Source organism: Rothia mucilaginosa (assembly GCF_049990865.1).
GTDB classification, from domain to species: Bacteria; Actinomycetota; Actinomycetes; order Actinomycetales; family Micrococcaceae; genus Rothia; species Rothia mucilaginosa_I.
The window spans coordinates 1,283,675-1,306,356 of record NZ_CP188231.1 but is presented as its reverse complement, the minus strand read 5'-3'; the positions used below and the strand labels follow the sequence as shown (position 1 = coordinate 1,306,356).

15 protein-coding genes and 1 tRNA gene are annotated in these 22,682 nt (G+C 60.2%); 12 read left to right on the top strand and 4 right to left on the bottom strand.

The window, feature by feature from the left end:
• Window positions 1–273: 273 nt before the first annotated feature.
• Complete coding sequence (locus ACP3RB_RS05110; RefSeq protein ID WP_060823654.1) at window positions 274–735, top strand: helix-turn-helix domain-containing protein; 462 nt, start codon at window positions 274–276, stop codon at window positions 733–735.
• Window positions 736–771: 36 nt separating this feature from the next.
• Here the strand turns inward: ACP3RB_RS05110 and ACP3RB_RS05105 are convergent, their stop codons facing one another.
• The 3 genes from ACP3RB_RS05105 to ACP3RB_RS05095 form a co-directional block, all read right to left on the bottom strand.
• Window positions 772–1,989, bottom strand: a complete 1,218-nt coding sequence (locus tag ACP3RB_RS05105) for a prolyl oligopeptidase family serine peptidase (protein ID WP_426698700.1) — start codon at window positions 1,987–1,989, stop codon at window positions 772–774.
• Window positions 1,990–2,003: 14 nt separating this feature from the next.
• Window positions 2,004–2,951, bottom strand: coding sequence for an NADP-dependent oxidoreductase (locus ACP3RB_RS05100; protein WP_426698699.1), 948 nt, complete (start codon window positions 2,949–2,951; stop codon window positions 2,004–2,006).
• A 263-nt stretch (window positions 2,952–3,214) separates the two neighbouring features.
• Window positions 3,215–3,288: transfer RNA gene (locus ACP3RB_RS05095), tRNA-Arg, on the bottom strand.
• Window positions 3,289–3,362: 74 nt separating this feature from the next.
• Between ACP3RB_RS05095 and argS the strand changes: the two genes are divergently transcribed.
• The 9 genes from argS (at window position 3,363) to ACP3RB_RS05050 (ending at window position 17,026) form a co-directional block, all read left to right on the top strand.
• Window positions 3,363–5,027: an arginine--tRNA ligase gene (gene argS, locus ACP3RB_RS05090; protein ID WP_296704392.1), complete on the top strand. Its 1,665-nt coding sequence runs from the start codon at window positions 3,363–3,365 to the stop codon at window positions 5,025–5,027.
• A gap of 83 nt (window positions 5,028–5,110) precedes the next feature.
• A complete protein-coding gene (lysA, locus tag ACP3RB_RS05085) occupies window positions 5,111–6,631 on the top strand; it encodes a diaminopimelate decarboxylase (protein WP_426698698.1) in 1,521 nt (506 codons plus the stop codon).
• 341 nt (window positions 6,632–6,972) lie between these two features.
• Entirely contained in the window at window positions 6,973–8,262 is a 1,290-nt protein-coding gene (locus ACP3RB_RS05080) for a homoserine dehydrogenase (protein WP_311448813.1), read from the top strand.
• A 167-nt stretch (window positions 8,263–8,429) separates the two neighbouring features.
• Window positions 8,430–9,530, top strand: a complete 1,101-nt coding sequence (gene thrC, locus ACP3RB_RS05075) for a threonine synthase (protein ID WP_311452540.1) — start codon at window positions 8,430–8,432, stop codon at window positions 9,528–9,530.
• A gap of 123 nt (window positions 9,531–9,653) precedes the next feature.
• Window positions 9,654–10,622 (top strand): homoserine kinase, encoded by a 969-nt coding sequence (gene thrB, locus ACP3RB_RS05070; protein ID WP_426698697.1) that lies wholly within the window; start codon window positions 9,654–9,656, stop codon window positions 10,620–10,622.
• 513 nt (window positions 10,623–11,135) lie between these two features.
• Entirely contained in the window at window positions 11,136–13,289 is a 2,154-nt protein-coding gene (gene rho, locus ACP3RB_RS05065; protein WP_426698696.1) for a transcription termination factor Rho, read from the top strand.
• Between the two features lie 143 nt (window positions 13,290–13,432).
• Window positions 13,433–14,515, top strand: a complete 1,083-nt coding sequence (gene prfA / locus ACP3RB_RS05060) for a peptide chain release factor 1 (protein ID WP_049337341.1) — start codon at window positions 13,433–13,435, stop codon at window positions 14,513–14,515.
• A gap of 149 nt (window positions 14,516–14,664) precedes the next feature.
• Window positions 14,665–15,609 carry a peptide chain release factor N(5)-glutamine methyltransferase gene (gene prmC / locus ACP3RB_RS05055; RefSeq protein ID WP_426698695.1) on the top strand — a complete coding sequence of 315 codons (945 nt, stop codon included), beginning with the start codon at window positions 14,665–14,667 and terminating at the stop codon, window positions 15,607–15,609.
• A 169-nt stretch (window positions 15,610–15,778) separates the two neighbouring features.
• Window positions 15,779–17,026, top strand: coding sequence for an L-threonylcarbamoyladenylate synthase (locus ACP3RB_RS05050; protein ID WP_426698694.1), 1,248 nt, complete (start codon window positions 15,779–15,781; stop codon window positions 17,024–17,026).
• Window positions 17,027–17,245: 219 nt separating this feature from the next.
• On the opposite strand, the gene ACP3RB_RS05045 is transcribed toward ACP3RB_RS05050, so the two are convergent.
• The gene (locus tag ACP3RB_RS05045) at window positions 17,246–18,247 is read right to left on the bottom strand and encodes an NAD-dependent epimerase/dehydratase family protein (RefSeq protein WP_426698693.1); all 1,002 of its coding nucleotides are present in this window, start codon (window positions 18,245–18,247) and stop codon (window positions 17,246–17,248) included.
• Window positions 18,248–18,676: 429 nt separating this feature from the next.
• Here ACP3RB_RS05045 and ACP3RB_RS05040 point away from each other — a divergent pair, with 429 nt between their 5' ends.
• Together ACP3RB_RS05040 and ACP3RB_RS05035 are read left to right on the top strand one after the other, a co-directional pair.
• Window positions 18,677–20,656: a glycosyltransferase family 2 protein gene (locus ACP3RB_RS05040; protein ID WP_426698692.1), complete on the top strand. Its 1,980-nt coding sequence runs from the start codon at window positions 18,677–18,679 to the stop codon at window positions 20,654–20,656.
• Entirely contained in the window at window positions 20,656–22,614 is a 1,959-nt protein-coding gene (locus tag ACP3RB_RS05035) for a polysaccharide biosynthesis protein (RefSeq protein WP_426698691.1), read from the top strand. The genes ACP3RB_RS05040 and ACP3RB_RS05035 overlap by 1 nt, the downstream gene beginning before the upstream one ends.
• The last annotated feature ends 68 nt before the right edge of the window (window positions 22,615–22,682 follow it).

Here is a 22,682-nt window from a genome sequence, read left to right as displayed (position 1 = left end):
GTACTCGCCTTGCCCGCGGTGGGCTTGGGGTGTGCTTTGTTTGTCATATTTGGGTTTGTTCGCGGGAACCCTGTGTGGGTAGCGGCGGAATGATGGCCCTCAAAAGGACAGTTAAGATACAATAAATGACATCAAATGCTATATATATAGCTAATAAATATTCATCTGAATTATATGCGCCGCAGATGCGAATTAACTGCGCCTCTTAACTTTCTTTCGATAGTTTCGTTCAACTGCTACAGTGGTGAATAACACAGTAACGAAGGAGTGACTATGCCATCACCAAAGACGTACCCGGCAACACGTGCTGCAGTGTTGGATTGCTGCGAAGATGGGCAGCAGGAAGAAATTCACCACCGCTGCGAAGAACTCTTCCAAGCCCTCGTTCACGCGAGTCTGCGCACCCACTTCGACCGCCTCAGCGCCGAAGAAACCCTCTACCTGGTGACCGGCGACGGCGAGCGCGTACAGATTTCTCCCGAAATGTACGGACCCCTCACCTCCGTAGCGCGCGCATTCGCCGACCGCAAGGATGTCTGCGTGGTACGCCAGGACCGCCTGATGACCACGCAGGAGGCGGCAGACTACCTGGGCGTATCCCGCCCGACCGTTGTTCGCCTGCTGGAGCGCGGAGATATTCCGTTCGAGCGCATTAACACGCACCGTCGCGTTGCTTTTGATGACCTCGAACGTTACCGCCTTGAGCACGAATACGTGAACCGCCGCGTTCGCTAACCTGTCGAACCGCTCAGGCTACACCGCGCGATTGAACTAAACAGCGCGGTTGAGAAATTGCAGCATCTGCTGAACAATCTCGGGGCTAAAACAGCGCGAATCCCCGTGTTCGGCATCCGGAACCAGCACCAAATCGGTAGGCACCTGCCGCGTGCGCAGCGCCTGATACACCCGCACCGATTGCTGGTACGGCACACACGAATCACTAATACCGTGCACGAGCATGAGGGGCGTGGCAGTGGCAGTGGCACCGCCGCTTGCACCCTGTGCTAAGGCACTTTCGAACTTATTCACTCGTTTCGGGTTCACTTGTTTCTGGGGGCGTGCCGCATCAATAGGATGCGCACGCTCCCAGTTCTTTTGGGCACGCTCGAGGCAGACACCCGGAACCGCCCGCTCACCCTGGGAAGCGTCGAGGGTAGACGCATCTGCGGGCACCGGGTAGGTGCTTCCCAGCAGACGCCATTCGGCGCCATCATCCTCGGGGTGATCGAGGGCGTAGCCAGCCAGGGGGCGGTCGGTGAAGATGGTCCTCAAATCGCTGACCCCGTAAAACGAAGCCGCCGCCGCCACCTGCGAACTATGGGACGGGTAGGCGCTCGCCGCCCTGCCTTCAAAGTATTCCTCGTGCTCGGGTGCGCTCGCAGAGTCCCCATATACAGAGTTACCGGCGGCGGAATCTCCCGTATGCGCAACCATCATGCTCAGGTGCCCGCCGGCGCTTCCGCCCGCTACCGCAATGCGCTGCGGGTCGATACCGAACTCGTGGGCGTTGGCACGGAAGAAACGCACCGCCTCCTTCACATCGTGCAGGGCGCCCGGGAAGAGCGCCTGATGCGAATACCGGTAGTTGATGGACGCGACCGCCCAGCCTGCCTGCTGAAAAGCGGCGCGCATGAGCGCCTGGGTGTTGGGCTGCTCCACGTCAGGGGTGCGCAGGATGGTGTCGCGTAGGGCCTGGTTGGTGCCGAAGCGCCAGGCGCCACCGTGAACCCACACCAGTAGCGGCGCGGGGGAAGAAGGCTCGGTAGCTGAAGTTTCAGCAGTTGAAGCTCCAGCAGCCGCGGGGAAGAAGTCGTAGGCGAACGCCTCGCGAGCTACCGGCGACTGCGCACCGTAGTCGGGTAGTGAGTGGGCATCGTAAAAGCCCGCCTCGCGGTAAAAACCGGAGCGGTACTCGGTATTCTCAGCGTTCATTGCTCCCTCAGCGTTCATTGCGCCCTCAATCTTCGGCGCGCTCTCAGAAGTCTGCATGAATCAGCGCCGCGTTAGGGAACCAGTACGATCTTGCCGCGGGTGCGACCCGTCGCCACCAGGGCGTGAGCCTGCGCAGCCTGCGAAAAATCAAGCACCTGATCCACGTGCACCTTCAACAGGCCCAGGGACATGAGGCGGGCAATCTCCTGCATCTGCACACGGTCCGGGTGAACCGTCAGCCACTGCGCCTCGAAGCCGCGCTCACGCGCAACATCCAGCGGGTCGGGGCTGGTCAGGGTGACAATACGACCGCCGGGAACCAGCACCTCCAGCGAATCGAGGAAGGTCTGCTGACCGGTGGAATTGAGCACCACATCCATGGTCTGACCCAGTACGGCACGGAAATCCTCGGTGCGGTAATCAATGGGCTGGGCACCTAGCGAGCGCACAAACTCGTGGTTTGCCGCGGAGGCGGTCGCAAAAACCTGAGCGCCCGCCTGCGCCGCCAGCTGAACGGCGAGGTGACCGACGCCTCCGGCACCGGCGTGAATGAGCACGCGCTCGCCCTCCTTCAAGCGCGCCACCTCGAAGAGCGCCTGGTAGGCGGTCAGCGCCGCCAGGGGAGCGCCACCCAATTGCGCGCAGGGAACATCGGCGGGCACCTTCACCAGCTGATGCGCCGGAGCGAGAACATACTCGGCGTACGCACCGGCGGGGGAGGGGAAAGAAACAAGACCAAAGACGCCGTCGCCCACCTTAAAACCCGTGTAGTCGCCGGCGGTAGCAACCACGGTGCCCGCAACATCCCAGCCGGGCACGAAGGGCTTGTATGAGGGATCTGCCAGCTGGGCGGCGGGACCCAGACCCTTGCGAGTGGTCACATCAATCGGGTTGACACCGGCGGCGACCGTCTTGATGAGCACGTGACCGCGCACCGGCGAGGGGATGGGCACGTTTGCTTCGTGCAGAACGCTTTCATCGCCCCATTCGGTGAGCTGAATCTGGCGCATGGTGGTCATCGGGTTACCTCCGCTGTCGTGACTTGGGCCGTGCGTATTGGAATGGTGTGCGCGTTTCCCCATTCTCTCAAGGGTGCGAGCGTTGCCACAACAGGGAAGTGGGTAGTGTCCACCCTCTGAGGTCTCCTGCCTCTGAGGTTTCCTGCCTCTGGGGGTGAAGGGAGGGAGCAGTCCGGCATGGGCAGTTAAATAAAAAGGAGCCGATACCCGAACGATACGCCTCGGATATCGGCTCCCGTGTTCCCTCTCGAATAAGAACATCGTGCCCCTGAAAGGATTCGAACCTTCGACCCCCAGTACCGGAAACTGGTGCTCTAATCCGCTGAGCTACAGAGGCAACCTCACCATGGTATCAGATAAGCACCAGATAAACGGTCAGACACCAGCCAAGGCTTGCTAGAATAGTTTGTTATGACTCCTGAAGAACTCTCCGAAGCCATTGCGCTTGCCCTTGAAGAAACCATTTCCTCCGGCCAGCTGACCCTCGTGGAGGGCGCTGAACTGCCCGCCGTCCGAGTGGAGCGCCCCAAGTCCCGCGAACACGGTGACTGGGCAACCAACGTCGCTCTGCAGCTCGCTAAGAAGGTGGGCAAGAACCCGCGTGAGGCAGCAGCTCTTCTGGCAGAGAAGATTGGCGCCATCCCCGGTGTTGCATCCGTAGATATTGCTGGCCCCGGCTTCCTGAACATCACCCTGGACGCCGCAGCTGCCGGTGAGCTTGCCGCCACCATCGTTGAGGCTGGCGAAGCATACGGCCGCAGCGACAAGTTCGCCGGTAAGACCATCAACCTTGAGTTCGTCTCCGCGAACCCCACCGGCCCCATCCACCTGGGCGGCACCCGCTGGGCTGCCGTCGGTGATGCGCTCGCCCGCGTCCTTGAGGCTGAGGGCGCTAACGTCGTGCGTGAATACTACTTCAACGACCACGGCACCCAGATTGACCGTTTCGTGCGCTCCCTGATTGCCGCTGCCCGCGGTGAGGAGACCCCCGAGGACGGCTACGCTGGCGCGTACATTGTTGACATTAAGGACCAGATTCTGGCTCAGCGCCCCGACGCGCTTGAGGCTGAGAACCCCGAAGAGATTTTCCGCGAAATCGGTACTCACCTGATGTTCGATCAGATTAAGGAGTCTCTGGCGGCATTCGGCACCCACTTCGACGTGTTCTTCCACGAGAACTCCGTGTTCGAAGGCGGCAAGGTGGATGCCCTGCTCGAGACCATGCGCGAGAACGGTCAGCTCTTCGAGGCCGACGGCGCATGGTGGATGCGCACCACCGACTACGGCGACGACAAGGACCGCGTGGTCATCAAGTCTGACGGTAACCACGCCTACGTGGCGGGCGATATCGCCTACTACCAGGACAAGATGACCCGTGCGGTAAACCCCGCCGACGTGGCGATTTACATGCTCGGTGCTGACCACAACGGCTACGTGGGCCGTCTGAAGGCTATTGCCCAGATTCTTGGCTACCGCGCCGACCAGATTGAGGTCATGATCGGTCAGCTGGTGAACCTGGTCAAGGACGGCAAGCCCGTCCGTATGTCTAAGCGCGCCGGTACCGTGGTCACCCTCGAGGACCTGGTCGAGGCTGTTGGTGTTGACGCGGCACGCTACGAGCTGACCCGCTACTCGGTGGACACCCCCATCGATATTGACCTGGGCCTGCTGACCTCCAAGAGCAACGAGAACCCGGTCTACTACGTGCAGTACGCTCACGCACGTACCGCCGCTGTGGCACGTAACGCCGCGGAGGCTGGCGTGAAGGTTGAGGACGGCGTGGACACCTCCCTGCTCGACTCGGCTGCTGACGGTGAGCTGCTGGCTGTACTCGGCCAGTTCCCGGCTGCTGTGCGTGATGCCGCGAAGTTCTACGAGCCGCACCGCGTGAACCGCTACCTGGAGCAGCTCGCTTCGGCCTACCACAGCTGGTACGGTGTCTCCCGCGTCGCCCCCAAGGCTGATGAAGAGGTCACCGACCTGCACCGTACCCGCCTGCTGCTGAACAATGCAGCGCAGCAGGTGCTGGCAAACGGCCTGAACCTGCTGGGCGTGAGCGCACCCGAGCGCATGTAATACTCTCGTTTCAACCCCCGACCCGGTGCTACCGGGGCGGGGGTTGAGCGTATGCCGGCAAAGATAGCTAAGAAAGAGACACGATGAGCGAAGCCCGCGCCCTCTACGCCCCCGAATGGCTCACCTACCCCGAGCACCCCGAGGCCCTGTCCCGCACCATCTGGACTGACTCCTTCACCCGCAATGAGCAGGGCGAGCTATGTATTGATGGCGTGACCGTCAGCGACCTGGTCGCTGAGCACGAAACCCCGCAGTACGTTTTCTCTGAGACGACTTTCCGTGCCCGCGCCCGCGCCTACCGCACTGCTTTTGAGCAGGCTTTCGCGGCGCACGGTGCGAAGGTGAGCGTCTACTACGCCGGTAAGTCGTTTCTGTCCACTGCGGTGGCGCGTTGGGCGACCGAGGAGGGGCTGTGCCTGGATACCGCCTCCGGTGGTGAGTTGGCGTTGGCTCTGCGCGCGCAGGTGCCGGGTGCGAACATCGCCCTGCACGGTAACAACAAGTCGGAGGCTGAGATTGCCCGCGCGATCCGTAACGGCCTGGGCCGCGTAGTGGTTGATTCGGTGGATGAGCTCAAGCTCATTGAGGACGTGTACGCAGAGCTTGCCGCCGAGCGTGCAGCTGAGGGCGAGGAACCTTACGCCCCGGTTCCGGTGCTGATTCGCATCACCCCCGGCGTGCATGCTTCGACTCACGAGTCCATTGCGACCGCGCACGAGGATCAGAAGTTCGGCATGTCCCTGCAGCCCGGCACCGCCGCGCTCGCCGGTCTGGAAGAGGCAGAGATGGAGCACTGGGGTGTTGAGGCAACCGATTCTTACGCGGCGCTGGCTGCCGTGATTCTGAATGCGACCGATTCCCTGGATTTCCGCGGTATTCACTGCCATATTGGTTCGCAGATTTTTGAGGCGGAGGGCTTCGAACAGGCGGCGACTACCGCCCTGGAGTTCATGAACCGCCTCAACCGCGACCTGGGTGTGACCTTGCCGGAGCTGGATCTGGGCGGCGGCTACGGCATCGGCTACACCGAGGCGGATCACCCCCGTTCCATTACCGAGGTGACCGAGTCGATTGCCGCATCCGTGGCGGCGACCTGCGAGCGCCTGGGCATGGCGATTCCGCACATGTCTTTTGAGCCGGGCCGTTCCATTTCTGGTCCTTCGGGTGCGACCCTGTACACGGTGGGCACCATCAAGAACGTGAGCATTGAGGATGAGAACGGTGAGATTCGCGTGCGCCGCTACGTTTCGGTGGACGGCGGTATGAGCGATAACGCCCGCCCGGTGCTGTACGAATCGGATTATTCGGTGACCCTGGCGAATCGTGCCCCGGCGGGGGAGCAGGTGCTCTCTCGCGTGGTGGGTAAGCACTGCGAGTCCGGCGATGTGGTGGTTCGCTACTGCTACCTGCCTGCTGACCTGCAGGCTGGCGATATTCTGGCGGTTCCGGCGACCGGCGCGTACTGCTATGTGCTGGGGTCGAACTATAACTTCTTGACTCGCCCGCCGGTGATTGCGACCGCGCAGGGGCAGCCTTCGCGCGTGATGATTCGCCGTCAGCGTGAGGATGATATGTTGGCGCTGGATATGGGTTCGGATATCTAGAGTCCTTAGCTCAGAACCCCAGAGCCTGAGAATCCCAGGCCCTCAAAACCTGAGAACCCCAGAACCGTGAAGTTCCCGTCTCTGCAACGTGCGCCGTGAAGCGGCGGTTGCGGGCGGGGTCTTCACGGTTTTGTGCGTTCAAAACTTTGCAGAAGATAAGGTTCACCTCATAACTGTGAGGGATACCTCATCTCAGAGAGTAAAAGTCGCACCTTGAGGCTGCAGCCCCGTCGCCGCCTCTTGATAAAGTGGTTGTTGGGTGCGTGCTCTGCGCCGTATCCGTGCCTTAGCCCGAAGAGATACCGGGGCGAACCCGGAACAGACCGTAGAAAGAGACTATCGTGGCTGAAAAGATCAAAGTAGCACTGCTTGGTGCCGGTAATGTCGGTTCCCAGGCTGCTCGCATCCTGGTGGAGGATAACGCCGTCCTTGAAAAGCGCATTGGCGCGCCCGTGGAGTTGATCGGTATTGCTGTGCGCGATACTAATGCATCCCGCCACTGGAATGCGGATCCCTCGCTGTACACCACCGACGCTGACGCTCTCATTGATGCAGCGGATGTGGTTATCGAGCTGACCGGCGGTATTGAGCCGGCTCGCACTCGCATTCTGCGTGCTCTGAAGGCGGGTAAGTCTGTAGTCTCCGGTAACAAGGCGCTGCTGGCTAAGCACGGTGTGGAGCTGCAGGCTGCCGCTGATGAGTCTGGCGCTCAGCTTTCCTACGAGGCTGCTGTTGCGGGTGCTATCCCGATTCTGCGCCCCCTGCGTGACTCCCTGGCTGGTGACCGCGTGACCCGCGTTCTGGGCATCATGAACGGCACCACCAACTACATTCTTGACCAGATGGACACCACCGGCGCATCCTTCGCGGATGCACTGGCTGAGGCTCAGAAGCTCGGCTACGCGGAGGCTGACCCGACTGCTGACGTTGAGGGCCACGATGCCGCGTCGAAGGCAGCGATTGTTGCTTCGCTGGCGTTCCACTCGACTTTCACTATTGATGATGTGCACACCGAGGGCATTACCTCCATCACCGCCGATGATGTTGCTGCCGCGGATGCTGATGGTTACGTCATCAAGCTGCTGGCTATTTGCGAGCGCGAGGGTGAGAACGGCGCGAACATTCGCGTGAACCCGACCCTGATTCCTCGTCAGCACCCGCTGGCGGGCGTGCACGGTGCGTTCAACGCTGTGTTTGTTGAGGCGGAGAACGCTGGCGAGCTGATGTTCTACGGTCCCGGCGCGGGTGGCGCTCCGACTGCTTCGGCTGTTCTGGGTGACTTCGTGTCCCTGGCTCGTCGTCTGGTGCTGGGTGGTCCCGGTGTTCCGGAGACTTCTCACGCGCAGCTGCACGCAACCAGCCTGGATAACGTGGTGTCTCGCTACTCGGTGGGTGTTGTGGCGGAGGATCGCCTGGGCGTTCTGGCGAACATTACCCGCATCCTGACTGAGCACGGTATTTCTATTGATTCTCTGCGTCAGTCCGCCCCGAAGGAGGGTGCGGCTCAGATTCGTATGGTCACGCATTCGGCGAAGGATTCCGATTTGCGCCGTGCGATTGCTGTGATTGATGCTCTGGACACTGTGCGTGAGGTGAACTCGGTCATCCGCGTGGAGTCTGAGAAGCACTAAGCGCTGAGAATTACTGGGCGCGAAAGCGTCGTGCGGCACGCGCCGCTTACTAAACGTGCGATGCTCGCGTGTAGAAGCATCGCTCACGAACGAACCCGCGTCCCCGCTACCGCGTCGAACCTATGGAAGGTCCGGCAGGCGGGGCGCCAAGATTGAAGGAGAAGCCAATGGCACACGTGTGGCAGGGCGTTATCAATGAGTACCGTGACCGTCTGCCTTTCGCGGACGATGTGAAGGCAGTGACCCTGGGCGAGGGTGGTACCCCGCTGATTCACGCGCCGGCACTGTCTGCTGAGACCGGTAACACCGTTTACCTGAAGTTTGAGGGTATGAACCCGACCGGTTCGTTCAAGGACCGCGGTATGACCAGCGCGATGACCGCCGCTAAGCGTGACGGTGCGAAGGCTGTTGTGTGTGCTTCGACCGGTAACACTTCCGCTTCGGCTGCTGCGTATGCTCTGCAGGCTGGTATGCGCTGTGCAGTGCTGGTTCCGGACGGCAAGATTTCCATGGGTAAGCTGTCTCAGGCGATTGCTCACGGTGCTGACATCATTCAGATTGACGGCAACTTCGATAACTGCCTGGAGATTGCTCGCAAGCTCAGCGAGAACTACCCGGTGTTCCTGGTGAACTCGGTCAACCCCTACCGTATTGAGGGCCAGAAGACCGGCTCCTTCGAGGTTGTTGACACCCTGGGTGACGCTCCCGATTACCACCTGCTGCCGGTTGGCAACGCGGGTAACATTACCGCGTACTGGAAGGGCTACAAGGAGTACTCGGAGCCTTACACCAACCGTGACGGTAAGGTTCTGGAGCCGGTTGCGACCAAGCGTCCGATCATGTGGGGTTTCCAGGCTGCTGGTGCTGCACCGATCGTTGCTGGTCACCCGATTGAGGCTCCTGAGACCATTGCAACCGCGATCCGTATCGGTAACCCCGCGTCGTGGGAGAAGGCTGAAGCTGCTCGTGACGAGTCTGGCGGCGTGATTGAGGCTGTCACCGATGAGGAGATTCTGGAGGCGCACCGCTGGCTGTCTGCCCGCGAGGGTGTCTTCGTGGAGCCGGCTTCGGCTGCTGGCGTTGCGGGTCTGCTGAAGAAGCACCGCGCAGGTGAAGCTCCCGAGGGTAAGACCATCGTAATTACCGTGACCGGTCACGGTCTGAAGGACCCGCAGTGGGCTCTTGAGGCTGTTAACGGTGTGAAGGTTGAGCCGACTAAGGCTCCCTTCGACGTGGTTGCTGTGGCAGAGATTCTCGATTTGCACTAGCCTATTCGTACTACGTTGTGCACTCCGTCCCGTGTTTGCGGGGCGGGGTGCACCTGCATGACAGCCCCTTTTTGTATCTTTCACCTATTCACTCATTACGTCACCGATCGCGAGGTTCTTCTCATGTCTTCCCTGCATATTTCTGATATTCCGGTGGGCGCGTCCGTTAAGGTTCGCGTTCCCGCTACGAGCGCTAACCTGGGTCCCGGCTATGACAGCATGGGTTTGGGTCTTGGCTTCTATGATGAGCTGGTTGTTGAGCGTATTGAGTCCGGCCTGGAGTTTGAGCTCAGCGGTGAGGGTAGCGCGGATGTTCCTCGCGATGAGAGCCACCTGGTGTTGCAGGCGATGAAGGCTGGTTTTGCGGCGGCTGGTTTGGATGAACTGCCGCCGGTGAAGCTGATTGCTGATAATAAGATTCCGCATTCTCGCGGTATGGGTTCTTCGGCGTCGGCTATTGTGGCGGGTGTGGCTGCGGCGAGCGGTCTGCTGCCGGAAGAGCACCGTCTGAGCCGTGAACAGATGTTGCAGGTCGCCTCCGATATGGAGGGCCACCCGGATAACGTGGCTCCGGCGATTTACGGCAACTTGTCGGTGTCCTGGGGCGAGATGGGCAACTGGAAGTCCCTGATTATTCCGGTGCATCCTGACGTTCACCCCGTGGTAGCTGTGCCCGATTATGAGGTGTCGACGAAGCTTGCCCGTTCACTGATTCCTTCGCAGATTCCCCACGCTGAGGCGGCCGCAAATTCTGCTCGTGCGGCGCTGCTGGTGCGTACTCTCTCTGATGCTCCCGAGCATCTGATGGATGCGACCGTGGACTACCTGCATCAGGGTTACCGTGTGACCGCCATGGAGCCGTCCGCTGTGCTGGTTGCGTACCTGCGCAGTCAGGGTTTTGCTGCGGTGATTTCTGGCGCTGGCCCGACCGTTTTGACCTTTGCGCACGGCGATGAGCAGGTGCGACAGGTCCAGGAAGCGATTGCCGAGTTTGAGGCGACCCACCCGTGTAGCGCTATTGTGGATCGCCGCTTGAACTGGCGGGTTCTTCCCCTTGAAATTGATACTGAAGGTGTTATAGTTACTCAGTAGGACGTTATTAGTTCGTCCTACGTTGAGGTTCGCCCGTCGTTCAATGTAGACCGTCGATACTATCCTTCGTAACGTATTTCCGTTTCCCCTAATACCTCAGATGCTTTTGTATCTGGGCGGGAGCCGGCAAGGTTCGGGGGAGTGCCTTTGGGATTCACGTCTTTCTTTATTTCTGACGCATAGGGGAAGACTTTTCTGGAGGTTCGGTTTCGCGGCGGGTGCCCTTTCAAAGTGACCAATCCATCCTCTTCATCTCGCGTAGATGGTTTGTATAGATGATGGTTTGGGCTTGCCCACATTTGTGATAGAGCGCCTTATCTTCCGTGTGTGCTCGCTGTGTCTGAATCAGCGTGTACGGTAAGAGACGCGAATCGCCTCCAGTGCGGTTCGAGGGAGTCGAAGGTGCAGACTGCTGTTTTCTTTCGGCAGTGTCTAAACCTTTGACCGCGCTATAGCGCCCGCCCGATCTTTATTCTGAAGATTTTTCAGGGCTTATAACCAAAGGAATTGTAGTTGGCAAAGAATATTGTTGTCACCGATGAGTACGGTACGGCAGCTGCCGCACCGGAACTTGCAAACTTGAAGGTCGCGCAGCTGCGTGTCCTCGCCCAGCAGCTTGGTATCCGCGGCTATCTGAAGTTGAAGAAGGCTGAGCTGGTTCAGGCTCTTGAGGAGCATCAGCGTGGTGGCGCCGTAGCCGCTCCTGTTGCGCCCAAGTCTGAAAAGCCTAAGTCTGAAGCATCTAAGTCTGAAGCGCCCGCTGAGGCTGCTGAAGCCCCCGCTGAGGGCGCTGAGAAGACTGAAGAGTCTAAGCCTCGCCGTACCCGCCGCACTCACGCCCAGAAGGATGCCGAGGCGAAGGCTGAGAAGACCGAAGCTGAGGCTGCTGAAGCCCCCGCTGAGGGCGCTGAGAAGGCTGAAAAGTCTGAGAAGCGTACCCGCTCTTCCCGTTACGAGACTCCCGCTCAGAAGCGTGCGCGCGCTCGCCGTGCCGCTGAGGGTGAGGACGCATCGGCTGAGAAGTCCGAGAAGACTGAGCAGACCGAGAAGCCGGAGAAGCGTACCCGCCGCACCCGCACCCGTAAGGACGAGAAGCCCGTTGAGCTTCCTCCGCTGGATGTGCGCGCTGAGCTGGCTGCTGAGCGTATCGGCGAGCGTTCGGAGCAGATTGAACTGCCCGGTAACTCGGCTGAGCTGAAGGCTGCTACCGCTGACGGCACCGCGAGCCTGGACAGCCTGAATGCTGCCCTGGACATGACTTTTGGCACCCCCGACGGTGAGAAGAGCTCCAAGCGTACCCGCACTCGTGAGCGTACTGAGCGTCGCACTAAGCGTGAGCGTCAGGCTGAGCGTGCAGAGCGCAGCACTGAGCGTAGTGAACGTGCCGAGCGTAAGGCTGCTGAGCGTGCAGAACGCGCAGAGCGTGCCGAGCGTACTGAGCGCCGTTCCAAGCGTGACCGTCAGGCTGAGCGTGCTGAGAAGCAGGCTCGCCGCCGCGAGGAGAACGAGCCTCGCCTGAGCGAAGACGATGTGCTGGCGCCGATTTCGGGTGTTCTGGACATTCTCGATAACTACGCTTTCGTGCGTACCACCGGCTACCTGCCCGGCACCAACGACGTGTACGTCTCCCTGGCTCAGGTGAAGAAGTACAACCTGCGTAAGGGCGACCACGTGCTCGGCGCGATTCGCGTGCCGCGCGAGGGTGAGTCGAACAACCGCCAGCGTTTCAACGCGCTGGTTCAGGTTGAGGCGATTAACGGTCAGAGCGTTGAGGAAGCAGCGAACCGCCGCGTCTTCTCGAAGCTGACTCCGCTGTACCCCAAGGAGCGTCTGCGCCTGGAGACCACCCCGAAGAAGCTGGGTACCCGCGTGGTGGACCTGGTGTCCCCGATTGGTAAGGGTCAGCGTGGTCTGATTGTGTCCCCGCCGAAGGCGGGTAAGACCCTCATGCTGCAGTCCATTGCGAACGCGATTACCGTGAACAACCCGGACGTGTACCTGATGATGGTCCTGGTGGATGAGCGTCCTGAAGAAGTGACCGATATGCAGCGCACCGTCAAGGGTGAGGTTATTGCCTCGACCTTCGACCGCCCCGCTGAGGATCACACCACTGTGGCTGAGCTGGCGATTGAGCGTGCGAAGCGTATGGTGGAGCTCGGCTACGATGTGGTCGTGCTGCTGGACTCCATGACCCGCCTGGGCCGCGCATACAACCTGGCGGCTCCCGCATCCGGTCGTATCTTGTCCGGTGGTGTGGATTCTGCCGCACTGTACCCGCCGAAGAAGTTCTTCGGTGCAGCCCGCAACATTGAAGAGGGTGGCTCGCTGACCATCCTGGCTACCGCCCTGGTTGAGACCGGCTCGAAGATGGATGAAGTGATCTTCGAAGAGTTCAAGGGCACCGGTAACATGGAGCTGCGCCTGTCCCGTCAGCTGGCGGATAAGCGTATCTTCCCGGCGGTTGATATTAACGCTTCTGGTACTCGCCGTGAGGAGAACCTGCTCTCCCCGGATGAGATCAAGATTATGTGGGGTCTGCGCCGTGCCCTGGCGGGTATGGAGCCCGAGCAGGCTCTGGGTGTTCTGACTAACCAGCTGCGTAAGACTGAAAGCAACGTGGAGTTCCTTCTGACGGTTCAGAAGAACGGTCTGCGTCTGGTCGACTAAGGCTCGTGTCTCACGCGCCCCACCTCCTGAACGTGGGTGGGGCGCGTGAGCCGTTCGTTTTGTGCATCCCCGTTGTGAGGGGTGTGAGATGTCTAGTGCCTGCCCGTGCGGCGTAAAGTGCGGGAGATGGAAGAGAGAACAGAATGTTTGAATCTATTCAGGTTCTGCTGGATGAGCACGCTGACCTGCAGAATCAGCTGGCCGACCCCGCTGTGCAGGCGAACCAGGGTAAGGCACGCCGCGTGGGCCGCCGTTACGCGGAGCTGACCGGTATTGTGACTGCGTACAACAAGTACACTTCGCTGAAGGATGACCTTGAGGCTGCTCGCGAGATGGCTGATGAGGATCCGGATTTCGCGGCAGAGATTCCCGGTCTGGAGGAGGAGCTGGAGGTTGCTCAGGAGAAGCTGCGCCGCCTGCTGATTCCGCGTGACCCGGATGATGGCCGTAACGTCATTCTTGAGGTGAAGGCTGGTGCCGGTGGTGACGAGGCGGCTCTGTTCGCTGGTGACCTGCTGCGCATGTACATGCGTTACGCCGAGAACAAGGGCTGGAAGACTGAGATTATTTCTTCGACCAGCACCGACGTTGGCGGCTACAAGGACGCCCAGATTGCCATTAAGGGCTCCTCGAATGAGCCTGCTGAGGGCGTGTGGGCGCACCTGAAGTATGAGGGTGGCGTGCACCGTGTGCAGCGTGTTCCGGCGACTGAGTCTCAGGGCCGTATCCACACTTCTGCTGCTGGTGTTCTGGTGTTCCCCGAAGTGGATGAGCCGGAAGAAATCGAGATTAACCAGAATGACCTGAAGATCGACGTGTACCGTTCTTCGGGCCCCGGTGGTCAGTCGGTGAACACCACTGACTCGGCGGTGCGTATTACTCACCTTCCGACCGGTATTGTGGTGGCGATGCAGAATGAGAAGTCTCAGCTGCAGAACCGTGAAGCTGCGATGCGCGTTCTGCGTGCGCGCCTGTTGGCTCACCAGCAGGAGCAGATTGATGCTGAGAACGCGGCGCACCGTGCTTCGCAGGTGCGTACCATGGACCGTTCGGAGCGTATCCGTACGTACAACTTCCCGGAGAACCGCATTGCGGATCACCGTACCGGCTACAAGGCGTACAACCTGGACGCTGTGCTCAATGGTGACCTGGAGCCTGTGGTTCAGTCCGCTATTGAGATGGACGAGGCGCACCGCCTCGCTCAGGTGGGCCAGGAGCAGAAGTAGCTCTGTACAGAAGTAGTTCTGTATTTGCTCTTGCCGATTCGCTGAATCGACGTGAGATGTTGGTGAGGGGCTCGCCGCTACGGCGGTGGAGCCCCTCAGCCATATGCTGTGACAGGTTTTGAGTCGTTGAGAGACGAGGAGGAGAGCTCATGAAGGTGAATGTGCACGACCCGCGCGGGGAAGAACTCGCGCAGGTACTCACGCGCGCCACCGCGGCACTGGCGCAGGTGCCCAGCCCCCGCGTCGACGCCGAGCTACTCGCCGCGCACCTGCTCTACGACGGCTCACGCTCGCGCCTCCAGCACGCCGCGCTCATGGGGGAGCGGCTCACCCCCGAACAGGTCGCAGAGTACGAGGCGCTGGTCGCCCGCCGTGCCAGCCGCGAACCGCTGCAACACATCACCGGCTCCGCTCCCTTCTACCACCTAGAGCTGTCAGTCGGGCCGGGCGTGTTCGTACCCCGCCCCGAGACCGAGCTACTCGTCGAAGAAGCCCTCAAAGTGCTGAGCACACGCACCAAATCAGCAAGCGGCACTGATTCGGCAACCGGTACCGCTTCGGCAACCGGTGCGCTGCGCATCGTCGACCTGTGCACCGGCTCCGGGGCTATCGCCGCGGTAATCAAGAGCGAACTGCCGAACGCCCAGGTGTTCGCGGTGGAACTCTCCGAAGACGCCATCCCCTACACCCGTAAAAACCTGGAGCCGCTTGGCGTGCACCTGGTTCAGGGGGACGCTCTCACCGCCCTGCCCGAGCTTGCCGGAACCTTTGATGCGGTGCTCTCGAACCCTCCGTACATTCCGCCGGCGAACGTACCCGCCGACCCGGAAGCCGCCCTGCACGACCCGGACTTGGCGCTGTACGGTGGGGGAGAGGACGGCATGCAGATGCCCTCCGCGATTGCCGCCCGCGCCTTCGAACTTCTTGCCCCCGGCGGTCTGTTCATCATGGAGCACGACGACACCCAGGAAGAAGCCGTCGCCGAGTTGCTGGCACGCATCGGCTTCGAGGGTTGCTACCCGGTGCGTGACCTGAATAATCGTCCGCGTCATAGCGTCGGTTATAAACCGCGCCCACTAGAGCCTTTAGACTAGTAAATGCATCACTTAGCCCGTGCCGGGCTGCGTGAAGGCAACGCGTCCGCCTCAGTAACCAGCCCAGAGCCGGTGAAATATGGCGAACCCCCGGAAGAGCGCTTCCACATGGCGCGTTGTGGGTGCCGGTGTCTCGCCGCATCCAGAAAAACATGAGAGAATAAGACCCGTGACTGCAAAGCTGTACCCCGTAACGACTGAAACTGAGACCCGCGAGGCCATCGAGGCTGCCCGCGAGGCGCTGAAGGCGCACGACACGATTGTGATGCCCACCGATACCGTCTACGGTATTGCCGCCGATGCTTTCTCGCATCAGGGCGTTGCCAAGCTGCTGGCAGATAAGGGCCGCGACCGCACCATGCCGCCGCCCGTGCTGATCTTTGATCTTGCTGCGCTCGCTGGCGTGGTCGACGACGTTCCGGACGATATTTACGACCTGGGTGGTCGCTTCTGGCCCGGCGCGCTGACTATCATTCTTCACGCGTACCCGTCGCTGAGCTGGGATTTGGGTGAGACCCGCGGTACCGTTGCCGTGCGTGTCCCCGATGATGAGTTCGCCCTGAAGCTGCTGACTGAGCACGGTCCGCTGGCGGTTTCGAGCGCGAATAAGACCGGTCAGGAAGCCGCACTGGATGCGCAGACCGCCATGGAGTCCCTGGGCGAGGACGTTGCCGTGATCATTGACGGTGGCGCTCGTCCTAAGCCGTTTGAGTCTGAGCCGAATGAGGACGGCGTGGTTGTGGTGACTGAGCGTGAGCCGGCACCGTCCACGATTCTGGATTGCACCTCCTTCCCCTACGTGGTGGTTCGTGAGGGCGCGATTTCGGTGGAGGAGCTGCGCGAGGTTGTTCCGACTATCCTGACTCGTGCGGAGGCTGACGAGCAGGCGGCTCGTAAGGTTGAGGAAGCTGAGTCTGCTTCTTCCGCGTCGTCTGAGTCGACTCCTTCTGAGCGTGCCCTGGACGATCAGGCTGACCTGGATGAGGCGTACGAGCAGTGGGACAGCACCCATACTGTGAGCGGTGAGCCTGCTCGTCGCGCTTCGGCACCGGCTGCCGGTTCCGTCGCTGCGTCCCTGCTGGGCGCTGGTTCGGCTCTGTCTTCTGCTTTCAGCACCAGCGTGGATCAGGAACGTGCGCGCGGCTACCGTGACAACACCCCGAAGCCGGTTCGTGCGGATGAGCCGCAGACTCTGCCGGTTCCTGCTGATACCGCGCGTGCGCTGGTCTTCGGCGAGTCGAAGATTGAGACTGCCGCTAAGAGTGCCCCCGCTCAGAGCGAGGCTAAGCCGGCAGAAGCTAAGGCTGAAGACGCTAAGACTGATGTTGCTAAGGCTGAGGCGGCTGAGACCGAGGCTGTTGCAACTGAGTCTGAGGCAAAGACTGAGCAGAAGGACGCCCCGGAGGATCACCTCTAAACCTCTGCGCGTTATAGAGCCCGGAGCGTAAAAGCTCGGAGTATAAAATCTCGAGCATAAAAACGTATAGGGAACCCCCGATATATCGTTCAGATATATCGGGGGTTCCCTTTCGTTATGAGTCTCTAGGTTCTGCGCCTCAGTCAGCAAGCCCCTAGGCTACGTGCCTCAGGCTGTGCACCTCTAGGAGAGCACGCGCGCTACCTAGTTCTGCACCACCTAGTTCTTGTCGAAGCGGCGGTCCTTCTTCTTGCCCAGCGCGGTGTGGGCGTTGCGCAGTACTTCACGTACGCGCGGGGTGGGCAGAAGGCCGTTTTCGCGTGCCCAGGAGTCGTCGATGCCCTGGCCGAACCACATGACCTCGACCTTGCGCACGGAACCTGCGAACTTGTCGTTCATCAGCTCGGAGACGGTGTAGCCCGCTTTGACGGCTACACGGCAGAGCCATTCGGGCAGGTGCAGCGGTTTGCGGCGGCCTGCATCCAGCGTTGCGGAGGCGACGGTTGCCCCTTCCCAGGGCTGTAGCACGATGGTGGGCAGCTCGCCGGGGAAGGTGCCGAGCATGACCACGAATTCTGCGAGGGCGTGCACGCTGGAGACCGGGGACTTGCCGGTGCCTGCACCCGCAACGGAGGCGAAGGGGGAGGACGCCATCTTGGCGAAGAGTTCGGTGGTGCGTCGGCCGCGGCCCTGCACGCTGGTTGCGCGTAGGATGCACAGTTCGGGTGCGCAGTCGGGGTGCTCTTCGAGGAAGTAGTCCTGCAGGTCGAGCAGTGCTTCTTCGCCGAGCGCCTTGGAGAAGGAGTAGGCGCTGAACGGGTTGGTCTCTTCGGAATCATCCAGCACGAGGCGCGGGCCCTGTACCGCTGCGGAGGAGAGGTGGATGACGCGGCGCACGCCGGTGCGCTGCGCGGCGATGGCGATTACGGCGGGAAGCAGGGCGTTTGCGCCGACGAGCGGGGGCAGATCCTGCATGTTGGGTGCTGCGAGGCCCGCTGCGTTGACGACGACCTGCGCGCCTGCGAAGGCTTCTGCGAGGGAGTCGATGATGCCTTCAAGCTGGTCTGCTTCGTCGATGATGCTGTCTACGTCGAGGGCGCGAGTTGCGAGTCGAGGTGCCTCAATGGGGTCGACGCTGATACCTTCTGCATTCAGACGCGCGACGATGGAGGAACCAACGAAGCCGCTGGCGCCAATGACTTTCCACTTGGATTCGGACATCTCTTTTACCTCTCACGAGCCCGCGTACGTTGCGGGGAAAAATGGGGTCATTTCAACTTTCCCATATTTGAACAGTTTATGGGGAATTTGTGGGGTTTTATTCGGTCTCTGGTCGTTTTTTCGCACGGGGTGCACAGCGCAAACACAGGCTGTGAAGCTGATAGCTTGAGGGATACCCAAAAGTGGGTGTGCGGGTACGTCCGATATGCGGATAAATCAACTGAATTCGGTTGTTTATTTGTCATATAGCGCGTCTTTTGGGGTGATGGTTCACTCTCTAGTGGAGACCGCGGGTAAAATGTTTTCTTTGAGTGATATATCCACACGGTTGAGTACCGAGGGCGCGAGAAACACCAGAAGCGCCCGGCACGGTATGGGTGTATCGCGTACCGGCTGATTCAGGCGCATCGCGCCGCGGAGGGAGAACTTATGGCAGAAAAGTACAGCGACGTGACCGCTTTTGCCCAGCTTTCTTCAGAACAGCCTTCTTCCGAACAGTCTTCTTCTTGCGATTCTTTGAACGAGTATCCCCGCACGGTCGCCGTGGTGGTGACCTATAACCGTGAGGACCTGCTGCCGAAGACCCTCGCTGGTATCGCGTCGGGTGAGCGCGTGCCTGCGGCGGTGGTGATTGTTGATAATGCCTCCACGGACGGTACCGCCGAGTATCTGCGCGCCCTGGACTATGAGCTGCCGGTGGATTGCATCCGCCTGGAGAGCAATATGGGCGGCGCTGGCGGTTTCGCGGTGGGTATTGACCGCGCGCTGGAATGCCATAACCCGGACCTGGTATGGGTGATGGATGATGACACCGAGCCGACCGAGAACACCCTGTCGGAGGCGGTTGCCGCCTGGCTGAACTATTCGCAGGTGCCTTCGCACCGCCCCGCGGTGGTGGCATCTCGCGTGGTGTGGACGAACGGCGAGGACCACCCGATGAATACTCCGCGCACCATGTTTGCGGCGGGGGAGCAGCGTCATGCTCGTGCGCAGGCTGTGGGTGCCCGCCCGATTCGTAGCGCCTCGTTCGTGTCAATTCTGATGGATGCGCAGGCGATTCGCCGTAATGGTGGTTTGCCGATTGCTGAGTTCTTCATTTGGAATGATGACTTCGAGTTTTCGACTCGTCTGATTCATCACCGTGACGGTATTGCGGTGCCTTCCTCGGTGGCTAAGCACCACACGAAGACTTTCGGTACGACGAACGCTGACCCGGGTCCGCGTTTCTATAACGATGTGCGTAATAAGCTGTGGGTCTTTACCCGTTCGCGTACCCTGAATCCGCTGGAGAAGCTGCTCTATGGTGGCTCGTCGGCGCGTTTGTGGATTTCTACTGTCCTGCGTACTGATGACCGCCGCACCTACCTGGGGTATTTCCTCAATGGTGTGCGTGATGGTTTGCGTGCGCCTCGCCCGAATGCTCAGGTGCTTGAGGGTATTTACCCGCTGACTTTCCCCGGCCGCTACGGCGTGCCGGCTAGTGCTAACGCCGTTGAGGCTGAGAAGGCGCGCGGTTGCGTGAGTTCTGTACCCGATTTTTCGGTGCTGATGAGCGTGTACGCGAAGGAGAATCCCGCCTATTTGGATCAGGCGCTGGAGTCGAATCTGCTGAACCAGACGGTGCGTCCTTCTGAGCTGGTTTTGGTGAAGGACGGCCCGCTGACCCCCGAGCTGGATGCCGTGGTGGACCGTTGGGTTCAGCGCGCTGAGAATCTGGATTGCCCGCCGATTCAGGTGGTGGAGTTGGCTCAGAATGTTGGTTTGGCGGAGGCGCTGAATGCCGGTCTGCAGGCGTGTTCCTATGAGCTGGTGGCTCGTGCTGATTCTGATGACCTGTCTGAGCCGACTCGTTTTGCGCGTCTGATTCCTGCCCTGGTGCAGGGCGGCTACACGGTGCTGGGCTCTGCCATGCTTGAGGTGAATGAGAGCAATACTGCGGTGGAGTCGACCCGCGAGGCGATTGTTGATTCTGCGCGTCTGCTCAGCGCGATGGATTCGCGCAACCCGATTTATCACCCGTCTGTGGCGTTCGTGAAGAGTGCCGTGCAGCAGCTTGGCGGTTATGAGTATGTGCCCGGCGCTGAGGATTGGTGGCTGTGGATGCGTCTGCGCGATGCCGGCTACCGTCTGGGTAATATCCCCGAGGCTCTGGTGCGTTACCGCGTGGGTGCGGGCGCGTACACGAAGCGCGGGGGAGTGGACGCCTGGTTGCAGGACGTGGCGATTCAGCGTCGACTGTACACCGGTCACGGTATTTCTAAGCTTCAGTGGGCTCAGAACATGGCGGTGCGTAGTGTGTACCGTTTTGTTCCTGAGCAGGCGCGCCGTTCGGCGTTTCGTGCGTTGTCGTCTTTGACGGCTCGTGCTTCTTCTCGTTCTTCTGGTACCGCATCTGAAGGAGGCATGTAGTGGCTCAGTTGAAACCTCACGCCCATGTGGTGATGCAGAAGGCTGCTCAGCGCGGCACGATGGTGACGGAGGGCGACTCCGGCACGATGCTGGTGAACCGTCTGTATGAGCGTAAGCCGTGGTGGCTGATTGCGCAGGCTCTGATTGATTCGAGCGCGTGGTTGCTGGCGGTTTTGTTTGCGTACATGCTCCGCTATAGTGTGCTGCTCAGTAACGGCTCGGTGTTCGATATTATTCACCCGGCGTCGTTGACGATGACCGCTACTTTGGCTGTGGTGCTGCATCTGGCTATTGGCCTGGCGGGAGTGAAGATTTATAACGGCGTGTATTCGTACGGTTCGTTTGACGAGTCGTGGCGTGCCGGTGCGGCTGCTTTGAGTGCGGGCGCGGCGTTGACTGCGTTCTCCTTTGTGGATGAGCTGCTGGGTCTGCCGCATATTCCGCATAGTGTGCCTGCGATTGCGGCGGCATTTAGCCTGATTATGATGGCTGGTGCCCGTATGGCGAAGCGTGTGTACACTGAGCGCGGTGCTGTGCGTGAGCTGACCGGTGAGCCGGTGATTGTGTACGGTGCTGGTTTTATTGGCGGCATGGTCATGGATTCGATGCTGCATGATGAGGACGCGAAGCTTCGCCCGGTTGCTGTCTTTGACGATGACCAGCTGAAGGCCGGTACGAAGTTCCACGGCATTTCGGTGATTACAACGTACCGCGAGCTGGAGCAGATAATTCGCGAGTCGGGTACCCGTAAGATTCTGGTGACGATTTCGGATATGCCGGAGGATTACTTCGAGTCCTTCTGCAACCGCATGCGTAAGCTTAAGGTTGAGGTTCAGCGTATTAGTAGTGCGAATGCTCGCCTGATGGGTGAGCGTCTGATTACCGCGAGCGATAACGACCTGATGCGCGTGATTCGTGGCGAGATTAACTACGATATTGACCGCGATATTCTGCGTTCGTACCTGCACGGTAAGCGTGTGCTGGTCACGGGTGCGGGCGGTTCGATTGGTTCTGAGCTGTGCCGTCAGATTAGCGAGTTTGAGCCTGAGACTCTCATGATGCTTGATCATGATGAGACTCTGCTGATGGAGACGAAGGTTTCGATTACTCACGAGTCGAGCCTGGATGATGACCGCATTATTCTGGCTGATATTCGTGAGGGCGATAACCTGCTGGAGATTTTCCGTGACCGTCGCCCCGAGGTGGTCTTCCACGCTGCGGCTTTGAAGCATGTGTCGGCGCTGGAGGCGTACCCGCAGGAGGCGTGGAAGACGAACGCCCTGGGCACTCTGAACGTGTTGCGTGCCGCGGAGGCGGTGGGCGTGAAGACCTTCGTGAACGTTTCGACCGATAAGGCTGCGGACCCGAAGACTGCGCTGGGCCAGTCCAAGCGTGTGGCGGAGCGTCTGACCGCGTACTTTGGTGAGAAGACCGGCAACACCTACGTGTCGGTTCGTTTCGGTAATGTGTTTGGTTCGCGCGGTTCGATTAAGCCGCTCTTTACGAAGCAGATTCTTTCGGGTGGTCCGATTACTCTGACGGATAAGCGCGCGACCCGTTACTTTATGCTGATTACCGATGCCTGCCTGCTGGTGATGCTTGCCGGTGCGATTGGTCGCCCGGGCGAGGTCATGGTGCTGGACATGGGTCAGCCGGTCAAGATTCTGGACGTTGCGAAGGCGATGCGCCAGGCGTATGAGCGGTATGACGTGGAGATCAAGGAGATTGGTCTTCGCAAGGGTGAGAAGCTGGATGAGACTCTCTTCGGTGGTACCGAGAAGCTGGTACCTAGCGAGGAGAACCGGTATATTTCCCGGTCGAGTGCCCCGGCGCTTGACCCTGATGAGCTCGATTATGAGCGCTGGATTCAGAACTATCGGGAGCACAGCGGCTATGAGCGTCATGGCCTGGAGCGTGCCCCTGATCCGCGTACTCTGGCGGATGCACAGACGTTCTAATCTTTACGGAAATGACACCGGATGCTGCACTTGCGTGGCGGGTGCGGCATCCGGTGTTTTTCCCTTTC